Genomic DNA, 21,652 nt, shown 5'->3' on the forward strand with positions numbered 1-21,652 from the left:
CATATCGCTACTATACCGTGATTATGCCCATGGGCGATGGCGTCTATGAGCCGCTTAACATGAGGTTAGCGCTTCAATGGATGAAACGATTTCGTACCTGAAAGACAGATTCAAAGAAGAGCAAAGTCGCTTCGATCAGGTAGAGAATAAAAGCGCTAAATTTTTCACCGCAGTGTCAGTTTTGGTTGCTGGGCTTAGCGCTTTAGCGGCGTTGAAAAATGGGATTATCTTTCAGGTACAGACTCCGCTGGCCGTGAGTGCGTTCGTAGCATTTGCCGTGGCAGCGTTCGCTATTGCCTGTGCTTGGGGCCACGCACTCAGCGCCCTAAGTATCAAGGCCTATCCAAGCCTGCCCTCGAGTCGCGAAACGGCAGAATATTTGAAGGCCGTTGATGACGAGGCGCAAAAAGCACACATCTATAATTGCTATGTCGATACCCTCGAGATCCTCAAGACGGCTATCGACGAAAAGTCGAAGCCGCTAGATTTGGCCTACCAGGAAATCACAATCGGAGCGGGCGCATTTGCTCTACTCGCCGTGCTTACAATCATCAGGGAGTTAATCGCATGACAAATGAAAAAAAGCCACAAAGTAGCGAGCAGAAAATACCAAGCCCGCCACCAACCACAGAGTACCAAAGACGCGACAAGGAGCCGCCATTGAGTCAGCAGGAGCGAAATAAACGTCGATAACAATCAAGATGTTTTGGGGCATCAGGGGTGGCGAATTTAACGTCACCTAAGACCAAAAGATTTAGCCGAAAGCTAATACCTAGCTTTTCTATATGAACAATTGGGCGGCGTGTAGAGGGGGGATATCAAAAGATGAATTCAGAGCATTACCGTGATGAGGTGGTTAGGCGCCGAAAAGAAATCGCCGATCTACAAGTACAAAGGACAAAGCTGGCATTTCAAGCAGCCGAAGCAGAGCAAAAAAGATTAGCTTCGATGTCGAATGCATCTCGAGCCGCGACACCTTCAGGGGTTGCGTCAGGACAGAAAGCAGCGACCCGCTATTCGTTACTGCAGGCCAAAATAAATTCCGATATCGTAAAGCTTGATTCAAAGATAGCTCGCGCCCATTTAGAATATACAAAAGCATCCAAAATCCTGAATACCGCTCTGACTCAGGAGCGCTACAAACACATTCAGTCTGAAAGAAACCGACTAACACATGAGATCCCTACCTCACTGTACATACATGATGAGGTTCTATACACACCCTCGCTAAACGAAGAAGACCTGTTACAGTCAGCAGAAAAAAACAACAAGAAAAACTACCGCCATCCTCCGCACCGAGGAAGCTTCCATATAATAACCGGCGTAAACGGCACAGGCAAATCAAGATACCTCAGATCATTGATCAAATACGGATCAGCCGAAGAATACTGCAGGCGTATAATTTGCCTTTCTGGAACTGCATATGATCGGTTCCCGCTTCAAGGGGATGCTGACAATCTAAAATGTAGCTATCTTTACTTTGGCAACAAAGCAAAAGGGAATATACTTTCGGAAAAAGCTCCATTTAGGTTACTAGCACACTACATAATCGGCGAGGGTTGCAACGGCATTTCCGGCGAACTAGCTGGAAATGTTTTAGAAGAAATTGGATTTAGCAGGAAGTTAGGACTCCGCTTCTCTCGAACTGCCTACAAACGAGGGGCACGAATAAAATACAATGCCCGCGCACCCGAATTAGATATCATCATAGAGTTATCAAGCACGCTAGAACAAACATACGAAACCGAAGACCGGCTCGTCAGCATGTCTAATGGCGAGGTATCTCTATTTGATTTAGTGCTCCAAAAAAATGGTGAAGAGCTGAACTTGTCCAACCTGAGTTCAGGCGAGCGACTATACCTACTCACCACTCTTGCACTGTGTTTTTGCGTACGAGACGGGACACTTGTTTTGTTCGATGAGCCAGAAAACTCACTTCACCCACAATGGCAGGCTAAAATAATACAGGACATGGTGACAATCATAGGAAAAATGGCTGATGAGTGCACCACTGTTATCGCCACCCACTCTCCACTAATTGTCTCCAGCGCTCCAAACGACTCCAGCCTTATATGCAACTTACCTTCTGACGACCCTTGGATAAAATCCGAACTATATGGTAGAAATACAGACACTGTCCTTTCAGAACAGTTCGGTCTAAATTCGCCTAGATCGCTATCCGTAGCAGTGTTGATACAGGAATGTTTGAGCACGTTAATGGATGCAAACATAAATCCGGCACCTTTCATCAAGGCAGCTGACACCCTTTTAAATCAAAATATCAAACTTGACCAAGACGACCCACTTTTCAGCACCCTGACTCGCATCCATGAACTTAGGGAAAGATATTCATGATATTTGGCCCTGGAAAGCTATACCCACATCATCGATACGTGATAAAGAGGCACGCTACTGAAATAACAAAGTACATTGAAGGAAAAATCGAATGGAGCAATACAAACTTTGCGCCACTTAAGCAATCTCTCAGAGTATTACTCAGAAGGCAGCAACAGGGAAGATGCGTATACTGCAGAAGAAAAATATCAGTAGAGAGACGAAATACTGCAGAAGACATCGAGCACTACCTCGACAAGTCTAAAGAAAAATACCGTAAATGGACTTTTTCCCCGGTAAACTTAGCCATAGCATGTCACCCATGTAATATGCAAAAATCTACAAAAGATATGGGTGACGCTACAACTGCTACGGCCCTAGGCTTAACTGCTCATGCAGGTGAATTTCGCTGGATCCATCCATATTTCGATGACTACTTCGAAAACATTGAAATCATGGAGTCTTGGATATACATAATAAAGGCCAACGCCCCTAAAGCCGACCGCGCAAAAAATATGATCATAGATTGCAAGCTTGATCAGATTCAGACGATTGAGGCCGGAAAAAAGTTAGTGCTAGACCGGATCGCTAAAGCACAACACCTAGCGCTGAGATGCTTTGAAAGTAATCCATCCCGCTCGAAAAAACTTATGGAGTATGCACTTATCTTAACCAGAGAGGGTTGGAAGCACATTTAGCTTGTGTCCATAGACAATAATCAGGTTGAGAACCGGATTGGTCTATGGGCACCAGGGTGCTTAAGATGGTTGTTCGCCGGATCGCTACGCAGCATAACCGATGTTTGCGATCATGGGACTCATCCGGTCTGAGCACATGATGGGCCAGGATATTCGCTTTGGTGATACGACTACGGATTGCGCTGGCGGCTATGTCACTGGAAAGAGCTTTTTGATAAGGCCCAATCACGCTGGGCATAGTCCTGACTACGCTTGTCGTGAAAATCCTTCACCTCACTCCACGTCATCTTGATCGCGATATTCACTGCAGACGACTCATCAAGGACATACACCTCCACGTCGGGATCACTGATAGGAGAAAGTAGCCTGAAAGGCTCCATCAGACGACAACTGCCTACCATTCCATCCTGACTAAAAATGATAGCGGGGCAATGATCCCCACTTTCAAACAACGCCCTGATACCGCCCTTCAGCCATTCCCAATCAACTCGGACGGGGAAAGGCGCACGAGTCCTGTGTAGGACTACGGGGATTATGGAATCTGCGCCATTCACGAGAGCTTTTGGGAACCTCGCCAGCAGCTCATCAGTTGGGATAGCCTCAATCACTTCATTCATTTCTCGCGCATTGCTCAGGTTGACCCCAGTGGCAAAATACGGATCAAGGAAAGCCATAAAATCTACGAACCCGGAGGATTGGAACATTTGCCCTTGACTACCCTCCGCACGAGAAAGCAGCCCCATGACAATATTGCGGATGATTGATGCTGCTGCCTCATACTCGCTCGGGTCAGCCTGATCGGCGTGTTGCGCCGCCAGCAGGTTAAATAGCCAAGCGTGTCGGTAACCGAGATCAAAGCATGCTTGGTGGAACGGATGCCGATTACTGATGAGATCCGTGCTAACCCATTGGGCTAGCTCTACCGTGGCCTGCATGCGCTTAGCTGGATCTCTAGAAAGCATGGGCATTGGCGTAATTATTTCTTCCGTGATGTCGTACATTTGCTTCATCTCTATCGCGAACCGCAGCGCCTCCAACTGAGCCCACTCCACCAAGGGCTCAAATTTCGCCGCTAGCTCCTTATCAGGAGCAGTGTTGAAGGCTGCACCTAGGAGATCCCCGAGCACGCGTCCGACCAAAAACGCGTCGCTGCACTTGATTACCCCTCTTGGAAACGGATTTCCCTGTGATAGGTTCGTCACTAGCGTCATCGCAACTGCGGGATCCGTCCAATCCAACTGGTTGAATCCTACAAAGGGCATGTAATTGTTCCGAACAGCAGGATTGCACACAAATTCGCGGGCGTGCTGTCCGAGGCTACCCCAGAAATCAAACCTCGTTGGTACAGCTCTATGGCGATACTGGCGTGTCTTCAGGTGCCAATGGAAATCCCCGCCAAACTCGGGATCAAAGTGTTCCTTGAGTATCGGAAATGCAGCTTTAGCAATGTCATAGACAGTCGTGGGCGTTTGCCCCAATAGGTCACCTCTGCGCTCATGAAGAAAAGCTGCTGCTTCCGATTCTCTCTGCGGCAGACCATTGTCTCGGCACCAGGCGTGCATTGTGTAAGGATCAATGGCCGCAAGGGTGATGCACCAGCGACCACGGCCAAAGCCATTTACGTCACGCCAAAGCATCATAAAACCATGCGATCCAGCCCTATCCCCAGCCCGTGAGATCACATCCATGGCGGTAAGAACAACCCTCGGGGGCGATGCTACGTCATCGTCATCTTCCCTGACGGAATCGACATCGTCTTGGTCGGCTTCAAAACCATCGTCGATACCTTTGTAAGCGAGATAAAGATCGATTGAGGGAAGTGCCTCTACCGGGAGATTTGTACTACCGGTTAGGTGCCAGGCCTCAGGAAGATGAGCTACCAAGCCGAATCCCGCGTCATCATTGGTCAGTTTGAGTGCCAAGCATTGTTTACCAGACCAGGCGTTCATGCTGCCAACGGCATGAACAAGAAGTGTCGACCAGTCAGCCGCTACGACTACAAAGCACACGTCGAAACCGCCTAGGAACGGAAGCATGTTTCGAAGCTCCTGTTCGTACCCTGCAAGCTCAGTGACAGTTTGACGCTCGGTTTCGCTCGCTCGCTTGACCTCAAATACCACCAGCGTTTTGGTTTCAGGATTGAAACAAAGAATGTCCGGGCGTAGCACCTCTCCAGTGGTCAATGAAATGCTGGTGTTGATCGATATGATTTCCAGCAAACTCAAGCGACTCAGCACAAAGTCTGCTGCCTCCGCTGAGGCTCGTCGAGAGATGTAATCGATGCCAAAGCACGGAAGGAAATGCTCCTGAATAACAGTGTCCGTCAAGGATGTGATCACTTCTTGCCCTGTGATCGACTCGAGCAACTCCTCATTCTCGATGATCTGTTTTAGCCAGGAAACTACCTCGGACTCTGGGGGGAGCTTTGCCTTTGACATAATTCTTCCTTGGGTTGATAGCGGCCAACGCCCCTTAGACGGGAGAAGGAGCTGAGTCAGGTTAGCTGACCCTGCCTAGGGAAACCAATCGACAGCCAAGGTGCCTCTAGGCTTGCGCAGGCGCCTAGCGAAGCATCGCAATGGGGCACAGCAGCCCCTGCGCTAATCAAACGCCGGACGTATAGAAGCAAAGCGCTAAACCAGTTCGCTCAATGGTTTCCCTCACCTCCACCCTAGCGCCTCTATAACTTTGTAACGTCTTTTGGTTTTCAGCACTCGATCCCAGTCGAGAAATTAGGTATCAATAGGCTATCAGCTTCAGATTCCGCCTCGTCGAGCGATGCCACCTCGAGCAGATCACAGAAGCCCGCATCAACCTGGGCGATCAAGTGTCCAGACTATTGAAGCTCCGAACAAGGATTAGAGATGCCGGCGATCACCAAACTGATGCTTCAAAATTTCAAGCAGTTTTCTTCTCTCCTGATGGACTTTGACCCTGGGACGAATGTGCTCATCGGTGATAACGAAACAGGCAAAAGTACCGTATTGCTCGCAATCGATTTAGTGAATGGCGCTAGTCGAAGCCGGGTAGAGACACTAGGACTTGAAGCACTCATCAACCGCCAGGCAGTCCTAGCTTTCCTCAATAGCGAGAGGAAAGTCTCGGACTTGCCAGTGGTGATAGTCGACGTTTTCCTGCAAGAGGGTGATCAACCTTATTGGAATGGTCGACAGAACCAGGCAGGTGACGATTACGATGGCATACGGATGAAAATAGCAGTATTAGATGACTACCATCTTGCGATCAAACAGATGTTAGAGGACGACCCCCAAAACTTTCCTTTTGAATATTACTCCGTCAGTTTCCATACCTTTTCCGGAGAGCCGTTCAACAGCTATCGGCGCCCGTTCAAGCACCTTCACTTGGACAGTTCTCGGATCGATAGTGAATATGCCGCCAGAGAGTACACAAGAGCGGTCTTCGGCCTCAATACAGAAATTCCCGAGAGACACAGACTTGAGAACCTTTACAGGAGAGGCAAGGAAGGCTTCCGGGACAAACAGCTAGCTGAACTCAATAAAAAATTCCCTCCTTATGCGTTTGGGATCCGCAGCAGCATACGGGCGAGTTTGGAAACGGATTTAGTCATTACCCAAGACGGGATATCGATTGAAAATCGAGGCAAGGGCGCACAATGTTTTATCAAAACTGAGTTCGCTTTAGGTCGACGCGATGTGCAAGGAGGCCTTGATGTGTTGCTGCTTGAGGAGCCTGAGAATCACCTCAGCCATTCCAACATGAAAAGGTTGGTCGAACAGCTATCTCATACCGGATCAACACAGCTTTTCATCGCCACTCACAGCAGCCACATCTGCTCCAGGCTCGATCTCCGTAACGCACTACTGCTCGGGACTCTTCAAAATACAGGCCGACTAAAAGCGCTTTCTCCTAAGACCGCAGGGTTCTTTATGAAAGCGCCAGATAATAATGTGCTGGAGTTTGCCCTTTCAAAGAAGGTCATCTTGGTCGAAGGTGACGCTGAGTTCATCCTGATGGAGGAACTATACAAACGCATCTCTGGTGGCTGCACACCCCAAGCCGACCAAGTCCACATCATTTCGATTGGCGGCACTAGCTTCAAGCGCTATCTGGAACTCGCGAGACTTTTAAACATCAAGGTCGCAGCGATCAGGGACAACGACAGAAACTATGAACAGAACTGCGTAGAAAATTACGAAGGGCACACATCCGACAACGCCAAAATGTTCTCTGACAAGGATGGCCAGCGCTATACCTTCGAGGTCGGTCTGTACCTAGACAACAAAGAAATCTGCGACAAGCTCTTCGGCAAGGATCGAAAGACGCTAAGCGTTCAGGACTACATGTTGAAGAACAAGGCAGAGGCGGCCTTCGCGCTGCTCGAAGATAATCATCAAAACCTAACTGCTCCCGACTACATCAAGGAGGCAGTATCATGGATAAGAGAGTAATTTTTGCGGTCGCTGGATCTGGGAAAACTAGCGAGATTATCAACAGACTGAACGCAGGCAAACGCGCCATCCTCATAACCTACACTGAAAACAACTACAAGCATCTCCGAAACAAGGTGATGGAAAAATTTGGGTATATTCCAAGCCACATCAGTGTTATGACCTATTTTTCATTTCTGCATGGTTTCTGTTACCGCCCAATGCTCCAGCAGAAAATGAAAACCAAAGGCCTCTATCTCAAGCTGCCTGCAGAGTCGGTAACTCGGGCCAGAGACAAAATGTCTCACTACCGCCACTCCAGTGGACGGCTCTACTACAACAGACTTGCGAAATTTCTCGATCAAACCAGGTCATACGAGGACGTCATAAAACGCTTGGAGCGGTTCTACGATCAAATCTTTGTCGATGAAGTTCAGGACTTTGCTGCAAACGACTTTAATTTTTTGATGGCCCTATCTCCTGCCAAGATAGAAATGCTTTTAGTTGGTGACTTTTACCAACACACCTTTGACACCAGTCGAGATGGAAACATCAACTGCAGTCTTCATAAAGACATAGAAAAATATGAAAAACGATTTACGACAGCGGGATACGAGGTCGACAAGGAAACACTCAAGGAAAGCTGGAGATGCGGAACAACAGTTTGCGATTTCATCAGGGAAAACCTCAAGATCGAGATTTACCCGGCCAATCAAAAGCATACTGAAATAATAAATATTCAAGATCAGACTTCTGCTGATTTTATTCGCAGCGACAACAGCACTGTAAAACTATTCTACGATACGCACCACCGCTACGAATGTCATTCAAATAACTGGGGAGCATGCAAGGGTCTAGATCACTACGAGGACGTTTGCATTATCCTGAGCGAAACTCAGTGGCAGCAATACCTAAATGGGCAGCTATATAAAATGAAGCCCAGAACTAAAAACAAGCTCTATGTGGCGTGTACTCGTGCGCGCGGAAAAATCTATTTCTCACCAGAACATTTTTTCGCAGAGCGCAAAAAAAACTGAGAACCTCAACAATGGATCTTTTATGCCTTCAATGACGCCCTCTGAATACGCAATGCAGCTTCGAAATGACGGTGGCCCGTTCGTTAAATTTGAGCTACTGGACGCTAACGAAAACATTATTACTGGGCGATCCGAGAAAGACCTAGAGCACGCCGAGTCTTCTAAAATCTATTATCGCGACGTGCCGAACTATAACGGGAGAGATCTCACCTGGTTGCTTATTATCGAAGCACACAGAGACATAGTTATAACATACCCACTACAAGCCAGGATAGGAAAACAAAACTACGGAGAGCCGAAGTATAACACCATAACCAAAATTGTTTTCGACGATAACGTTTCCGGAAACTTACCTTTCGAAGAAGATGGACTTGAAGAGCTACTTAAAAAACTTCCTAAGGGTTTCATCAAAGACTGGAGATTTGGATTAGGCATCCTCTACGACTATAGATACATACCCTACGCTATTGAAGATATTGACGAAATCACCACCATCATGGTCATAAGTGGCAATGAGCCTTGCGCGCCGGAGGCTGAGGGGGATGTGTTTTTCCTCAGTGAGAAACGGTTTGAAACTCTCAGGGCAAAAATAGATCAGCTTGATGGTAAATACAGTCGCGAGCGCAGGAGCGATATGCAACTGCTTTGCTATTCATCGTTGCTCCATGAATCCATGCCCAATAAATATCCTGCAAAAGCAAGAAAGCTCCCCCCTGATCTCTTGGCCGAACTGGTGGCGTTGGGAAGCACTAGCCCTTCTCTAACCCAGCGTGACCGAAAAACAGTGGTTGATCTGGTGGAAAAAAATCTTCCCCCACTTGCCAAGGATGAACGGAGAGCCCTCTATAAACTAAAAGCCGATATTGAACTCGTTACCTTGAGTGAGCTAATCACGGTTTTTGAAAAGCTACTTGATGCGAATAGCAATGAGGAACGCTGGCAGCAATTCCTGGCCGAAAATATTTTTATACTGGACTTAGCTTTCGGCTACCCAGTCAAAATCATTGGAGAAAAACCGTATGTTGGTGGCAAAGGATTTAATGGACAAGGCGGCCAGTTTAGCGATTTCGTAATGGCATCAGAATCTACCTCCAGTCTAGCAATTATCGAAATCAAGGCTCCTTCGAAAGAACTTTTATCTTCGACTGAATACCGCGCGTCCGTATATGCACCATCAAGGGAGCTAAGCGGCTCTGTGAGTCAGGCACTAAGCCAAAAAATGTCTCTTCAACAAAATTTCTTTTCATTGGCTAACAAACTTACAGAACGTGTCAATGCAGTATCTGTCCCCATAGTCATAATTATAGGACGAAATCCGGTTGAAGATTCAAAGAAAATCTCCTTTGAATGTTACCGAAACAGCCTGCGTGACGTATTAATTATTACGTTCGATGAGCTTTTGTTGAGACTAAAAACAATCTACAGAGCACTGCAGCCATAGTGGTAGCTAACAACTGCGAGCAGGGGTACGGTAGGACACCTTAAATGGTCGTCTTTCTCCTCTCCCAGCCCGAACTCACTTAAGCCGCCTAAGTAGATTTTTGGGCACGGCATTACGGAAGTCACGACTTGGGCGGGAAGCATCCAGGGACTTCATACACGAGTCCAGGCACCTCCATGTCACCTTAAATGCATCCTTAGTCTTGTCTACAAATAGCTCGAGAACGAAGTCTCGCATGACCGTGAAAGGGCTGTCTCTGTCGTACGCTTCATAGATACCAGATGCGATAGAGATCACCTCGCCCGCTTTCAAGACCATGGCGGACATATACCCATCGACTCCTTCAGTCCTCGACTGTCCCGGACAACCACTCCCCTACTGCAACACGTGCGGGGACAGATGGTGATGCCCCCTGGACAACCGCAGAAACTGGCGAAGGCTCGCACGCCCATTGTCACGCTGGAACGTAGCTAGCACGTACCGCGAATTTACGGTTGTCATCACCCAGAACCGGCCTTCACGCTCGATCTTGACCACATCAGAAGTGCGGATCAAATGACCATCCCCAAACCGCCCATACTGGTCTTTTCTCTTGTGGCCAAAAACAACACCTATGCCTGCTCTAGCCCTGATGGAGACACCGCAGAGATAGGCGGTCACTGGCACCTCGAAGCCTTGCTCCTGAGCTTTTACAATTCGCTTGAGATCAAAATCTGTATGGCGCTTTCCGTGGAAATTTACATCTATGGTGTCGAGCATCATTGCGCTCCGGTGCTATTTCGCAAGTCGTTATCAGGAATTTGGCACGGAACCAGACGCGTTGGTACCGTGCAGTATTGCTGGTAATCTCAATGTCCCTGAATCATGCTTGAGAGAAAGACGGGCCTCAGATTGGACAGTGCTTCAATCTTGAAGTCTCGCTGGTGTGAGGTGTGATACACCGCGCCCTTAGCCACTTCCAACAAGCAAACCTCAGAACCAGACCTGTCCTCACCTACGGTTATTCTGGTTAACCGCTCCATCTGCCAGCCCCCGGACTTATTCATCCAAGATGGCGTCACAGCCATAATCTCGGTGATAGCTAAATCCGCACCTTGGCTTACCAACATTTTTTGAAGCTGGTGGGTGTCGTCAATCATCACCGCGCACTCGCTGAGCCGCCCCTCGTTTTCGACGCTAAGGGTTAAGTGATACCAAGGCGTTCGGAGCAGCCTTGAGACTCCGCGCCAATGGGACACGCCTTCCCCGAACATTCCTGGGACGCCTATCAGGTCGTTGTCTAAGGTTCTGAACATGTGTCGCCTCAAGCTGCTGGAGCATGTCAGTTGCCCAGCAGAACCGGTGGGTAATCAGAAAAGGGAAAATATCGCTTCGATAGAAGCAGACTTACGGTGGCCTGGCCCGAGCAAAACGTAGACGGAGTTGCGTGTTTCGAATAGGTAGCCTTCTTTGAAAGCGGTGCCCATGCTTGAGCGCACCCAATGACCTGGTTCGAAACGGCGCTGCTCATCGTCGACAACTTTGTGGGCAAACATGAAGATTGGTTGGCAGCCTGCGGCGGCTACTTTAGCTCGCTCGTCGTCGGTGACGATGGCGTCTAGGATTGTCCATTCTTCTACGGCGCAGAGGGGCATCCATTTGTAGCGCTTTCTAGCTGCAGACATCGCCTCTTCGAGGCTAAGTTCTGAGCCAACTAGAGAAACCTCGGGGTCTCCCAAAAGCCCCGCCTCGACCACTCCAACCATGTGCTGCCTCCGAAATCATTTACGAGTAGTACGCCTGCGCAAAAGAGGCTTGCTGGAAAGTACGCGCGCTGGTCTTCCTGGCTAGCGAAACGCTCTCATCTAATTTCCATAAATTGCCAAAATGAACTTACGGAAGCCTCGCTATGGGCCGTATTGGGCCGCTATATGCGCAATACTACCTCATTTTGGTATTTAACGGAAACCCTCCTGTGTGGCTATATCCTGACTTTTGAGTGAGCCATGCAGCTTAGAATCGCACTCGCGGGCGCCATCCGAGCACTGCGTAAGCAGCGTCAACTTCGGCACGAAGACCTTTCTGACGCCTCCGTGAAATCCAAACTCAGCGCCCTCGAGCGAGGCGAAACAAGCATTACTCTTGAGAAGTTCGAAAGCCTTTCTGAGGGCCTTCGAATAAGCCCTCTAGCCCTCCTAGCTCTATGTATGTCCCAACAGCAAAATATCCCCTACCCCATCCTCATGGATGCTGCTTTGAATCAGCTGCGAGCGTTTGAGAAAGAAGGAGGTCTTGGAGTTCTCGCTGAACAGCTAGCTGATGGAGAGGTCGCCCACCGTAAGCCTGGAAAACCTCAGAACAAGGGGAGCGAAAGCGTCGTTCGCACGCTTAAGACGGCAGGAATGAATCAATCGCAGATTGCACGGGAGACCGGCCTGGCTCTATCGACCGTACATCGGTACTGGAAGAGGATTAATGCTACCGAGTCTGGGGGGTGGGATGAATGAAGAGGATGGAGCGGGTTTACCGCTAGCACTCTAAAGGAGGTTTGAGCCAGTAGCCGAGATTGGGTGAGTCAGAGTTTAGCGAGCGCTTGGCCCCATACGGTACGGCGGAACGATGAGGAGCCGGGATCAGCGTGTCGTACTCGTCCAACCATGCTAGACGCAGTTGTGGTACTGATCCACCCTAGGTGCAAGTGGCTGCAGCTGCGGCCAAAAGCCCGTACCGAAATTATGCTCACCCAGCCTCTGGCAACTCCTGCAGCCGGCGGGATGAATTAGCATGGAGGTACGATGCAGAAGGACACCGGTCATCTACCATCACTGGTTCGAGATGATACGTTAGAGATTGGCTCTGCCAGGATCCTGCACTAATAGATCCGCCACTTCTAACAATGAAGCTTCCGGCCATATAGCTTCTGCTCATTCGGTGGAGCACAGATACCATGAATGCGTACTGGCTAGAAGGTCATCTAAAACCGTTAGATTGAGTAAGTGATTGATTTATGGAAGATAATTCATTACTAACAGTTAGCAAGGCTCCGGAATGGATGAGCGAATATTCCCCGGCAACTGCCCTGACGACCGAAAGCCTGCAAAAGGCCAGTCGGCAGGCACAGGCCCTGCGTGTCGAACTACGTAAAGCGGTCATTGGCCAGGATCAGGTGATCGATGATGTCCTCACATCGCTGATCGCCGGCGGCCATGTCTTGCTCGAAGGCGTTCCCGGCCTGGGCAAGACCTTGCTGGTGCGCGCCCTTGCGCGGTGTTTCGGTGGAGAATTCGCGCGTATCCAGTTCACCCCGGACCTGATGCCCAGCGACGTCACCGGCCATGCCGTGTACGACCTGCACACCGAGCAGTTCAAGTTGCGAAAGGGGCCGTTGTTTACCCATCTGCTGCTGGCTGACGAGATCAACCGCGCCCCGGCCAAGACCCAGGCGGCGCTGCTCGAAGCCATGCAAGAACGTCAGGTCACTCTTGAAGGCGAAGCGCTGCCCATCGGCCAACCCTTCATGGTGCTGGCGACCCAGAACCCGATCGAACAGGAAGGCACCTACCCCCTGCCCGAAGCCGAGCTGGACCGCTTCATGCTGAAAGTCCGCATGGACTATCCCGATGCACAACAAGAGCTGGACATGGTGCGCGAAGTGACGCGCTCATCCCGCGCCGACATGCTTGATGTACAGCCCCTGCGTACCGTGTTGCAGGCTGAAGATGTGCTGCAATTGCAACAGATCGCCAGCGAACTGCCCCTCGACGAGCAGGTACTCGACTATGCCGTGCGCCTGGCACGCGCCACCCGCAGTTGGCCAGGATTGACCATTGGCGCCGGCCCCCGGGCGTCCATCGCCCTGGTACGCGGCGCCCGGGCCAGGGCCCTGTTGCGCGGCGGTGAGTTTGTCACCCCGGATGACATCAAGGGCTGCGCCCTGGCGGTATTGCGCCATCGGGTGCGTATCGCCCCCGAACTGGACATCGACGGATTGGACGTGGACCAGGTGCTAAAGCAAATGCTCGACCAGATCCCGGCACCTCGGCAATGAACCGCCCATGAAACCGACCCGCCTGCTGTTGACCTGGCTCGCAGTGCTGCTTGGCCTGAACACCCTGCTCGGCGCGGCGACCGCGTTGCAGTTCAAGGTGCCCGACACCCTGTACTCGATAGCCTGGGGCCTGCTGCTGGCGCTTTTGCTGCTGGCGTTGCTGGATGCCGCGCGCCTGCGCCGTCGCCCTTCCCCACGCGTGCAACGGCAGATGCCCGGCAGCCTGGCGCTGGGCCGCTGGGGCGAGGTGCGCCTGACGCTGGAACACGACTCGCCACAGCCCCTGACCGTGCAGGTATTCGACCATGCTCCCGACGGCCTGAGCGTAGAGAACATGCCGCAGTCCATCGCGCTGCGACCGGGTGAACGCAGTGAGCTGGGGTATCGTCTGCGCCCCTTGCGACGCGGGCATTTCACTTTCACTCGTTGCGAGGTGCACCTGCCGAGCCACCTCGGGCTATGGGCGGTGCGGCGCTTGATCGACGTCAACGACGCCACACGTGTCTACCCGGATTTCGCCCGACTCTATGGTGCACAGCTCCTGGGAGTGGACAACTGGCTGAGCCAGTTGGGCGTTCGGCAGCATCAGCGACGCGGATTGGGGCTGGAGTTTCATCAACTGCGCGAATTTCGCGAGGGCGACAGCCTGCGCCAGATCGACTGGAAGGCGACTGCACGGCAACGCACACCAATCGCCCGGGAATATCAGGATGAGCGCGACCAACAAATCGTGTTCTTGCTTGATTGCGGCCGACGCATGCGCAGCCAGGACGACGAGCTGTCGCACTTCGACCATGCGCTGAATGCCTGCCTGCTGCTCAGCTATGTAGCCTTGCGCCAGGGCGATGCGGTGGGCTTATGCACCTTTGCCGGTGAACAGTCGCGCTACCTGGCACCGGTCAAGGGCAGCAGCCAGTTGAACCTGCTGCTCAACGCAGTCTACGACCTGGACACGACACGACGCACAGCCGACTACGAGGCCGCGGCCAGCCAACTGCTGGCCCGACAAAAACGCCGCGCCCTGGTGATTGTGGTCACCAACCTTCGGGATGAGGACGATGAGGCTTTGTTGACCGCGGCCAAGCGCATCGGCCGCCAACACCGGGTGCTGGTGGCCAGTCTGCGCGAGGAAGTACTCGACCAACTGCGCCAGGTCCCCGTGCAAACCTTGCCCGAAGCCCTGGCCTACAGCGGCACCGTCGACTACCTCAATACCCGGGATGAACTGCATGACCGCTTGAGCGCCCATGGCCTGTCGGTATTGGACACTCCACCATCGGAGCTTGGCCCAGCCCTGGTGACACGCTACCTGGGCTGGAAGAAAGCGGGCGTACTCTGAGAACAGAGCGCACGGCCTCGGCAAGGGGCAGTCCCCAACCGGGCCGACAGCACGCGATAGCTAGGCTGAAGCCTGCAAAGGATCGAAACTGAAGTAATGCATCAATACGCTGATCAGTTGCCCATATTCCTCGGGCGCCTGGAGCACCCTGAACCCGGAATCGTAATGCTGCGGGTTGATGTCTTCATGACTCCACAAGCAGGTCGCCGTCAGGTCAATAGCCTCAAAGGTGTCGCCAGGCACGGGAATCTTCAAGCGCAACTCGAAGTCCGCGTCGACCATCATGGGCAGCAGGCTGATCAACATAAGCCCGTCTGCCGAGACGTTACCCAAAAAGCCGATGGGCTTGTCAGTGAGGCGGTTGAATACTTGCAGAAAACAAGGTAGCTGATGCCGCTCGATCCGTCGGTCGGTAAACATGGTGAGCTCGCCATCCAATGGCCATTAATCTGGCCGTGCCAGTGATTCGGAACGAGCGCGTATCTCTCGCTCTCCCTGGATATCGGAGTGACAACATACAACCTTGTGTCACCAGACAACTGCCGAATCCGGGTCCCTCATTCGTTCGAATAGAAACTTGTACAAACGAACATCCGAAGGATAGCCCAAGACTGGCAACGGGCCAGTTATTAAATGACGAATGTCATCATAGCGAGGCCGGGCGCGTCTGGGCGGTGCTTGCTCCAGGGTAGTGCCCTAGCTGTTGCAAGGTATCGAGCCGCGCGCGGGCACGGTAGGCGTACTCACTCGACGGATACTGATTGATGATGAACTGATAGGTCTGCACGGCGTCGACAAACAATTTCTGGCGCTCCAGGCACTGCCCACGCAACATCGAGACCTCCGGCTGCACATAACGCCGGGTACGGCTCTCGCGGTCGACCTGGGACAATTCCAGGGTGACGCGCTCGCAATCGCCGACCTTGTAGGCGCGATAAGCGTTGTTCAAGTGGTGGTCCATCGACCAGCGGGTGCAGCCGACAACACTGACGGCCAGGGCGGCAACGAGCAAAATTCGCATGGGGGTTCTCCTGTCTTGTGCAATGTATCGACCCCTCGTCGAAAATCTTCAAGGTTGTTCGTAATCAGCCGCCGCGAAAACAAGTCAATCGTCGATAAGTAGTGCAAACGAACAATGACTACAACGAAAGAGCATAGTAGCCTTCCTCAGCGCTTGAACTCAGGAGTCTGTGCATGTCCGTCCGTCGTACCAAAATCGTCGCCACCCTTGGCCCGGCCAGCAACTCGCCGGAAGTCCTCGAACAGCTGATTCTGGCTGGTTTGGACGTCGCCCGTCTGAACTTCTCCCACGGCACCCCGGACGAGCACAAGGCTCGTGCCAAGCTGGTGCGTGACCTCGCGGCCAAGCATGGCCGTTTCGTGGCGTTGCTGGGTGACCTGCAAGGCCCGAAAATCCGTATCGCCAAATTCGCCAACAAGCGCATCGAGCTGAAGATCGGTGACCAGTTCACCTTCTCCACCAGCCACCCGCTGACCGAAGGCAACCAGCAAGTCGTGGGTATCGATTACCCGGACCTGGTCAAGGATTGCGGCGTCGGCGACGAACTGCTGCTGGATGACGGCCGCGTGGTCATGCGCGTCGACACCGCTACCCCGACCGAACTGCACTGCACCGTGATTATCGGCGGCCCGCTGTCGGACCACAAAGGCATCAACCGGCGCGGCGGTGGTCTGACCGCTCCTGCCCTGACTGAAAAAGACAAGGCCGACATCAAGCTCGCCGCTGAAATGGAAGTGGACTACCTCGCCGTGTCCTTCCCGCGCGACGCAGCCGACATGGAATACGCCCGTAAACTGCGCGACGAAGCCGGCGGCACCGCCTGGCTGGTGGCGAAGATCGAACGCGCCGAAGCCGTGGCCGATGACGAAACCCTCGATGGCCTGATCAAGGCTTCCGACGCCGTGATGGTTGCCCGTGGCGACCTCGGTGTGGAAATCGGTGACGCCGAGCTGATCGGTATCCAGAAGAAGATCATCCTGCACGCACGCCGCCACAACAAAGCGGTGATCGTGGCGACCCAGATGATGGAGTCGATGATCCAGAACCCGATGCCGACCCGCGCCGAAGTGTCCGACGTGGCCAACGCCGTGCTCGACTACACCGACGCCGTGATGCTCTCGGCTGAAAGTGCCGCCGGCCCGTACCCACTGGAAGCCGTGCAAGCGATGGCGCGTATCTGCGTCGGCGCTGAAAAGCACCCGACCAGCAAGACCTCCAGCCACCGCATCGGCAAAGAGTTTGAAAGCTGCGACCAGAGCATCGCCCTGGCGGCCATGTACACCGCCAACCACTTCCCGGGCGTGAAGGCGATCATCGCCTTGACCGAAAGTGGCTACACGCCGTTGATCATGTCGCGCATCCGTTCTTCGGTGCCGATCTACGCGTTCACCCCACACCGCGAAGCCCAGGCCCGCGCGGCGATGTTCCGTGGTGTGTACACCGTGCCGTTCGACCCGGCATCGCTGCCGCCGCACGAAGTCAGCCAGGCGGCCATCGACGAGTTGGTCAAGCGCGGCGTCGTGGAAAAAGGCGACTGGGTCATCCTGACCAAGGGCGACAGCTACCACACCACTGGCGGCACCAACGGCATGAAGATTCTGCACGTTGGCGACCCAATGGTCTGAGTGACTGCTGAATGAAAAAGCCCCGACTGGTTCGGGGCTTTTTTATGCCTGGGTTTTTGTGTGGCGACAGAGGACCTCATCGCGGGCAAGCCCGCTCCCACAGTTTGACCGCGATCCCCTTGAGGCCAGACCAATCACCCAAGCATCATCGCCCAGTGATAAAGGCCGACAACGCCGCAACCGCCTCCGGCGACCTCAACCGCTGGGTAAACAACGCGCCCTCCTCCTCAATCACCCGCCGCAACTGCTCGCGATCCACGCTTTTCATCAACTGCTTGGTCACCTGCACCGCCCCCGGCGCCAGCGTCTCGAAACGCGCAGCCACTTCCCGCGCCTTGGCCAACGCCGCTTCGCCACTGCCCAGCGCCTCGGTCGCAATCCCCCACGCCGCCGCCTGCTCACCGCTGAACCCCTCACCCAACAGCAACAGTTCTGCCGCCTTCGCATGCCCCAGCAGTCGCGGCAGGATCAGGCTCGAGCCAAACTCCGGACACAGCCCCAGGTTGACGAACGGCATGCGCAACCGCGCATCCCGGCTGACATAGACCAGGTCGCAATGCAGCAATAGCGTGGTGCCGATCCCCACCGCCGCGCCCGCCACTGCGGCGATCACCGGTTTGCGGCAGTTGAGCAGGCTTTGCATGAAGTGAAACGGCGGACTGTCGAGGTCGGCAGGCGGTTGCTCGAGGAAGTCACCGATGTCATTGCCGGCGGTAAAACACTCGCTGCTGCCCTGGATCAGCACCGCATGAATGGCTGGATCTGCATCGGCCAACTCCAGCGCCTTGGCCAACTGTGTGTACATCCCACGGGTCAGGGCGTTTTTCTTGTCGGGGCGATTGAGCTGCAAGGTCAGCAGCCCACGTTCGCGGTGCTGCAGGATGGCGTCGGTCATGGCGATTCTCGCGGCTGTGGAGTTCAGCGCTCAACCACGGGGCAGGAACACGTCGGCCAGCAGTTGATTGCGCGGCAGGCCCGCCAGGAACAGGCGCTTGGAGAACGCGTCGACATGGGCGGGGTGTCCGCAGAGTAAGGCCAAGGTTTGCCGCGAAACAAGCCGCAGTTGCGCCAATGCCTGGGTCGCCTGCGCCGCCGTCCACAGCTCCACCGTCAAGTTCGGATGCTGCGCGGCCAGCGCTGCCAGGGGTTCGGCCAGGTAATGCCCGGCGACATCATGGGCCTGGTGAATCACGCGGATGGCGCCCTGGTGATCCTGGCGCAGCGCCTCACGCAATACCCCCCACAATGGGCCCAGGCCCGTGCCCGACGCCAGCAGCCACAACGGTCGGGCTTGCCAGTCCGGATCATATTGCAACGCGCCGCCACGCAACTCGCCCAGACGCAAACCGTCGCCGAGTTGCAACTGACGGGCAATATCGGTGAATTCCCCAGGCTGACGGCAGTCGAGGTGAAACTCCAGGAACGGGTCCTCCTGCGGCAAACTCGCCAGCGAGTAAGGCCGCGCCACCTGCCCCGCCCACACCACCAGATGCTGGCCGGCGCGATAGCGCAGCCCACGTTCCGGTTGCAGACGCAGGCGCAGCACCGTCGAGCTCAACCAATCGACGCCCACGACCTGCGCCGCCAAACCGTCACGCACCGGATCAAAGGTTTCGACACGCAGATCCGCGCTGACTTGGCACTGACAGGCCAACCGCCAACCCTCCAGGCGTTGGGCCGGGCTCAAGGCATCCGGCTGCCGATCGGAAACCTCGCCGGTACACCGCACCAGACACGCATGGCAACTGCCGGCGCGGCAACTGTAGGGCACCGCCACACCCGCCTGATTCAACGCATCCAACAGATTGCTGCCGGTGGCGACCGACCAGTGGCGTTCGCCGACGTGCAGTTCAGGCATATAAAGGTCTCAATCACAGGGGATGGGCACAGGGAATCATGCCTGCGACAGTTTGACCATAGTCGGGTGTATCGGCCACCGTGCCGGGTTATACTGCCGCGCCTTTTTAGCGTCGCGCCTGCACCATTGGCGTGCCTTGGAAAGGTGGCTTCAGCCGACCGATGCACCCCACTGAAGCCACCTTTATTGAATGTTCCCTTATAGAGGAGCGCGACTCATGACCGTGATCAAGCAAGACGACCTGATTCAGAGCGTTGCCGACGCCCTGCAATTCATTTCCTACTACCACCCCGTTGATTTCATCCAGGCCATGCACGAAGCCTACCTGCGCGAAGAATCGCCAGCGGCCCGTGACTCCATCGCCCAGATCCTGATCAACTCGCGCATGTGCGCCACCGGCCATCGCCCGATCTGCCAGGACACCGGTATCGTTACCGTGTTCGTGCGCGTAGGCATGGACGTACGTTGGGATGGCGCCACCATGGGCCTGGACGACATGATCAACGAAGGCGTGCGTCGCGCCTACAACCTGCCGGAAAACGTCCTGCGTGCATCGATCCTCGCCGACCCGGCAGGCGCGCGTAAAAACACCAAGGACAACACCCCTGCGGTCATCCACTACTCCATCGTCCCGGGTAACACCGTGGAAGTGGACGTGGCGGCCAAGGGTGGCGGTTCCGAGAACAAGTCGAAAATGGCCATGCTCAACCCGTCCGACTCGATCGTCGACTGGGTGCTCAAGACCGTTCCGACCATGGGCGCCGGCTGGTGCCCACCGGGCATGCTCGGTATCGGCATCGGCGGCACCGCCGAGAAAGCCGCGGTGATGGCCAAGGAAGTGTTGATGGAATCCATCGACATCCACGAGCTGAAAAAGCGCGGCCCGCAGAACCGTATCGAAGAGATGCGCCTGGAGCTGTTCGAGAAGGTCAACCAACTGGGCATCGGCGCCCAGGGCCTGGGTGGCCTGACCACCGTGCTCGACGTGAAGATCATGGACTACCCGACCCACGCTGCCTCCCTGCCGGTGTGCATGATCCCCAACTGCGCCGCCACCCGTCACGCGCACTTCGTGCTCGACGGTTCGGGCCCGGCGTCGCTGGAAGCGCCACCGCTGGACGCCTACCCGGAAATCGTCTGGGAAGCCGGCCCATCGGCCCGTCGCGTCAACCTCGACACCCTGACCCCGGAAGAAGTGCAGAGCTGGCAGCCGGGCGAAACCGTGTTGCTCAACGGCAAAATGCTCACCGGCCGCGACGCCGCGCACAAGCGCATGGTCGAGATGCTGAACAAGGGCGAAACCCTGCCGGTGGACCTCAAGGGTCGTTTCATCTACTACGTCGGCCCGGTTGATCCGGTGCGCGAAGAAGTGGTTGGCCCGGCTGGCCCGACCACCGCGACGCGGATGGACAAGTTCACCCGTCAGATCCTCGAGCAAACCGGCCTGTTGGGCATGATCGGCAAATCCGAGCGCGGCCCGACTGCGATCGAAGCGATCAAGGACCACAAGGCCGTGTACCTGATGGCCGTCGGCGGTGCTGCCTACCTGGTGGCGCAAGCCATCAAGAAGTCGCGCGTGGTTGCGTTCGCCGAACTGGGTATGGAAGCGATCTACGAGTTCGACGTCAAAGACATGCCGGTCACCGTTGCAGTCGACAGCAAGGGCGAATCCGTGCACATCACCGGTCCTGCCATCTGGCAGAAAAAGATCAGTGAAAGCCTGGCGGTAGAAGTGCAATAAGCACTTCCCTGCCCTAAAAAATGGCGACTGCGGCTACACGGCCCAGTCGCCTTTTTTATGGCTGGCACGCTGCCACACAAACCCATTCGTCACAAGATTCAAGGCACGCATGATATGGTGCA

At 54.1% G+C, this 21,652-nt stretch carries 19 protein-coding genes; 11 read left to right on the forward strand and 8 right to left on the reverse strand.

From position 1 onward, the window contains the following. The first annotated feature begins 76 nt into the window (after positions 1-76). The 3 genes from IB241_RS17305 to IB241_RS17315 all read left to right on the forward strand — a co-directional run bounded on the left by IB241_RS17305 (position 77) and on the right by IB241_RS17315 (position 3,032). The gene (locus IB241_RS17305) at positions 77-571 is read left to right on the forward strand and encodes a hypothetical protein (protein WP_192299457.1); all 495 of its coding nucleotides are present in this window, start codon (positions 77-79) and stop codon (positions 569-571) included. A 254-nt stretch (positions 572-825) separates the two neighbouring features. Continuing rightward, a complete protein-coding gene (locus tag IB241_RS17310) occupies positions 826-2,355 on the forward strand; it encodes an AAA family ATPase (protein ID WP_192299458.1) in 1,530 nt (509 codons plus the stop codon). Continuing rightward, a complete protein-coding gene (locus IB241_RS17315) occupies positions 2,352-3,032 on the forward strand; it encodes a hypothetical protein (RefSeq protein WP_192299459.1) in 681 nt (226 codons plus the stop codon). The genes IB241_RS17310 and IB241_RS17315 overlap by 4 nt, the downstream gene beginning before the upstream one ends. A gap of 194 nt (positions 3,033-3,226) precedes the next feature. On the opposite strand, the gene IB241_RS17320 is transcribed toward IB241_RS17315, so the two are convergent. Beyond that, on the reverse strand, positions 3,227-5,470 hold the full coding sequence (locus IB241_RS17320) for a hypothetical protein (RefSeq protein ID WP_192299460.1): 2,244 nt from the start codon (positions 5,468-5,470) through the stop codon (positions 3,227-3,229). 426 nt (positions 5,471-5,896) lie between these two features. Here IB241_RS17320 and IB241_RS17325 point away from each other — a divergent pair, with 426 nt between their 5' ends. The 3 genes from IB241_RS17325 to IB241_RS27795 are packed head-to-tail and all read left to right on the forward strand — an operon-like array spanning position 5,897 to position 9,919. Beyond that, entirely contained in the window at positions 5,897-7,462 is a 1,566-nt protein-coding gene (locus IB241_RS17325) for an ATP-dependent nuclease (protein ID WP_192299461.1), read from the forward strand. Continuing rightward, the gene (locus tag IB241_RS17330) at positions 7,447-8,478 is read left to right on the forward strand and encodes an AAA family ATPase (protein ID WP_192299462.1); all 1,032 of its coding nucleotides are present in this window, start codon (positions 7,447-7,449) and stop codon (positions 8,476-8,478) included. The genes IB241_RS17325 and IB241_RS17330 overlap by 16 nt, the downstream gene beginning before the upstream one ends. After that, a complete protein-coding gene (locus IB241_RS27795; RefSeq protein WP_192299463.1) occupies positions 8,417-9,919 on the forward strand; it encodes a Shedu immune nuclease family protein in 1,503 nt (500 codons plus the stop codon). Before IB241_RS17330 ends, IB241_RS27795 begins: the two co-directional genes overlap by 62 nt. A gap of 375 nt (positions 9,920-10,294) precedes the next feature. Here the strand turns inward: IB241_RS27795 and IB241_RS17340 are convergent, their stop codons facing one another. The 3 genes from IB241_RS17340 to IB241_RS17350 form a co-directional block, all read right to left on the reverse strand. Beyond that, a complete protein-coding gene (locus IB241_RS17340) occupies positions 10,295-10,678 on the reverse strand; it encodes a hypothetical protein (RefSeq protein WP_192299464.1) in 384 nt (127 codons plus the stop codon). Positions 10,679-10,767: 89 nt separating this feature from the next. After that, the gene (locus IB241_RS17345; protein WP_192299465.1) at positions 10,768-11,214 is read right to left on the reverse strand and encodes a hypothetical protein; all 447 of its coding nucleotides are present in this window, start codon (positions 11,212-11,214) and stop codon (positions 10,768-10,770) included. A 54-nt stretch (positions 11,215-11,268) separates the two neighbouring features. Continuing rightward, on the reverse strand, positions 11,269-11,664 hold the full coding sequence (locus IB241_RS17350) for a DUF6957 family protein (RefSeq protein ID WP_192299466.1): 396 nt from the start codon (positions 11,662-11,664) through the stop codon (positions 11,269-11,271). Between the two features lie 240 nt (positions 11,665-11,904). Between IB241_RS17350 and IB241_RS27965 the strand changes: the two genes are divergently transcribed. The 3 genes from IB241_RS27965 (at position 11,905) to IB241_RS17365 (ending at position 15,285) form a co-directional block, all read left to right on the forward strand. Next, positions 11,905-12,405, forward strand: a complete 501-nt coding sequence (locus IB241_RS27965; protein ID WP_154972626.1) for a transcriptional regulator — start codon at positions 11,905-11,907, stop codon at positions 12,403-12,405. Between the two features lie 545 nt (positions 12,406-12,950). Then, positions 12,951-13,946, forward strand: coding sequence for an AAA family ATPase (locus tag IB241_RS17360; RefSeq protein WP_192299467.1), 996 nt, complete (start codon positions 12,951-12,953; stop codon positions 13,944-13,946). A gap of 7 nt (positions 13,947-13,953) precedes the next feature. Then, on the forward strand, positions 13,954-15,285 hold the full coding sequence (locus IB241_RS17365; RefSeq protein WP_192299468.1) for a DUF58 domain-containing protein: 1,332 nt from the start codon (positions 13,954-13,956) through the stop codon (positions 15,283-15,285). Between the two features lie 60 nt (positions 15,286-15,345). On the opposite strand, the gene IB241_RS17370 is transcribed toward IB241_RS17365, so the two are convergent. After that, entirely contained in the window at positions 15,346-15,705 is a 360-nt protein-coding gene (locus tag IB241_RS17370) for a PilZ domain-containing protein (protein WP_192299469.1), read from the reverse strand. Between the two features lie 226 nt (positions 15,706-15,931). Then, positions 15,932-16,306 (reverse strand): tetratricopeptide repeat protein, encoded by a 375-nt coding sequence (locus IB241_RS17375; protein WP_192299470.1) that lies wholly within the window; start codon positions 16,304-16,306, stop codon positions 15,932-15,934. Positions 16,307-16,479: 173 nt separating this feature from the next. Here IB241_RS17375 and pyk point away from each other — a divergent pair, with 173 nt between their 5' ends. After that, positions 16,480-17,931, forward strand: a complete 1,452-nt coding sequence (pyk, locus tag IB241_RS17380; protein ID WP_192299471.1) for a pyruvate kinase — start codon at positions 16,480-16,482, stop codon at positions 17,929-17,931. A gap of 145 nt (positions 17,932-18,076) precedes the next feature. Here pyk and IB241_RS17385 read toward each other — a convergent pair whose 3' ends face one another. Further along, positions 18,077-18,826: an enoyl-CoA hydratase-related protein gene (locus IB241_RS17385; protein ID WP_192299472.1), complete on the reverse strand. Its 750-nt coding sequence runs from the start codon at positions 18,824-18,826 to the stop codon at positions 18,077-18,079. 30 nt (positions 18,827-18,856) lie between these two features. Continuing rightward, positions 18,857-19,789: an iron-sulfur-binding ferredoxin reductase gene (locus IB241_RS17390; RefSeq protein WP_192299473.1), complete on the reverse strand. Its 933-nt coding sequence runs from the start codon at positions 19,787-19,789 to the stop codon at positions 18,857-18,859. Between the two features lie 217 nt (positions 19,790-20,006). On the opposite strand from IB241_RS17390, the gene IB241_RS17395 reads away from it, so the two are divergent. Next, on the forward strand, positions 20,007-21,530 hold the full coding sequence (locus IB241_RS17395) for a fumarate hydratase (RefSeq protein ID WP_016971118.1): 1,524 nt from the start codon (positions 20,007-20,009) through the stop codon (positions 21,528-21,530). The last annotated feature ends 122 nt before the right edge of the window (positions 21,531-21,652 follow it).

Source organism: Pseudomonas sp. PDM05 (assembly GCF_014851685.1).
Classification (GTDB): Bacteria; Pseudomonadota; Gammaproteobacteria; order Pseudomonadales; family Pseudomonadaceae; genus Aquipseudomonas.

Coding starts and splice junctions, on each gene's coding strand:
- IB241_RS17325 (WP_192299461.1), top strand. CDS start 5,897: ATGCCGGCGATCACCAAACTGATGCTTCAAAATTTCAAGCAGTTTTCT.
- IB241_RS17350 (WP_192299466.1), bottom strand. CDS start 11,664: ATGGTTGGAGTGGTCGAGGCGGGGCTTTTGGGAGACCCCGAGGTTTCT.
- pyk (WP_192299471.1), top strand. CDS start 16,480: ATGTCCGTCCGTCGTACCAAAATCGTCGCCACCCTTGGCCCGGCCAGC.
- IB241_RS17365 (WP_192299468.1), top strand. CDS start 13,954: ATGAAACCGACCCGCCTGCTGTTGACCTGGCTCGCAGTGCTGCTTGGC.
- IB241_RS27965 (WP_154972626.1), top strand. CDS start 11,905: ATGCAGCTTAGAATCGCACTCGCGGGCGCCATCCGAGCACTGCGTAAG.
- IB241_RS17315 (WP_192299459.1), top strand. CDS start 2,352: ATGATATTTGGCCCTGGAAAGCTATACCCACATCATCGATACGTGATA.
- IB241_RS17330 (WP_192299462.1), top strand. CDS start 7,447: ATGGATAAGAGAGTAATTTTTGCGGTCGCTGGATCTGGGAAAACTAGC.
- IB241_RS17320 (WP_192299460.1), bottom strand. CDS start 5,470: ATGTCAAAGGCAAAGCTCCCCCCAGAGTCCGAGGTAGTTTCCTGGCTA.
- IB241_RS17310 (WP_192299458.1), top strand. CDS start 826: ATGAATTCAGAGCATTACCGTGATGAGGTGGTTAGGCGCCGAAAAGAA.
- IB241_RS17305 (WP_192299457.1), top strand. CDS start 77: ATGGATGAAACGATTTCGTACCTGAAAGACAGATTCAAAGAAGAGCAA.
- IB241_RS17345 (WP_192299465.1), bottom strand. CDS start 11,214: ATGTTCAGAACCTTAGACAACGACCTGATAGGCGTCCCAGGAATGTTC.
- IB241_RS17385 (WP_192299472.1), bottom strand. CDS start 18,826: ATGACCGACGCCATCCTGCAGCACCGCGAACGTGGGCTGCTGACCTTG.
- IB241_RS17360 (WP_192299467.1), top strand. CDS start 12,951: ATGAGCGAATATTCCCCGGCAACTGCCCTGACGACCGAAAGCCTGCAA.
- IB241_RS17395 (WP_016971118.1), top strand. CDS start 20,007: ATGACCGTGATCAAGCAAGACGACCTGATTCAGAGCGTTGCCGACGCC.
- IB241_RS17370 (WP_192299469.1), bottom strand. CDS start 15,705: ATGTTTACCGACCGACGGATCGAGCGGCATCAGCTACCTTGTTTTCTG.
- IB241_RS17390 (WP_192299473.1), bottom strand. CDS start 19,789: ATGCCTGAACTGCACGTCGGCGAACGCCACTGGTCGGTCGCCACCGGC.
- IB241_RS17340 (WP_192299464.1), bottom strand. CDS start 10,678: ATGCTCGACACCATAGATGTAAATTTCCACGGAAAGCGCCATACAGAT.
- IB241_RS17375 (WP_192299470.1), bottom strand. CDS start 16,306: ATGCGAATTTTGCTCGTTGCCGCCCTGGCCGTCAGTGTTGTCGGCTGC.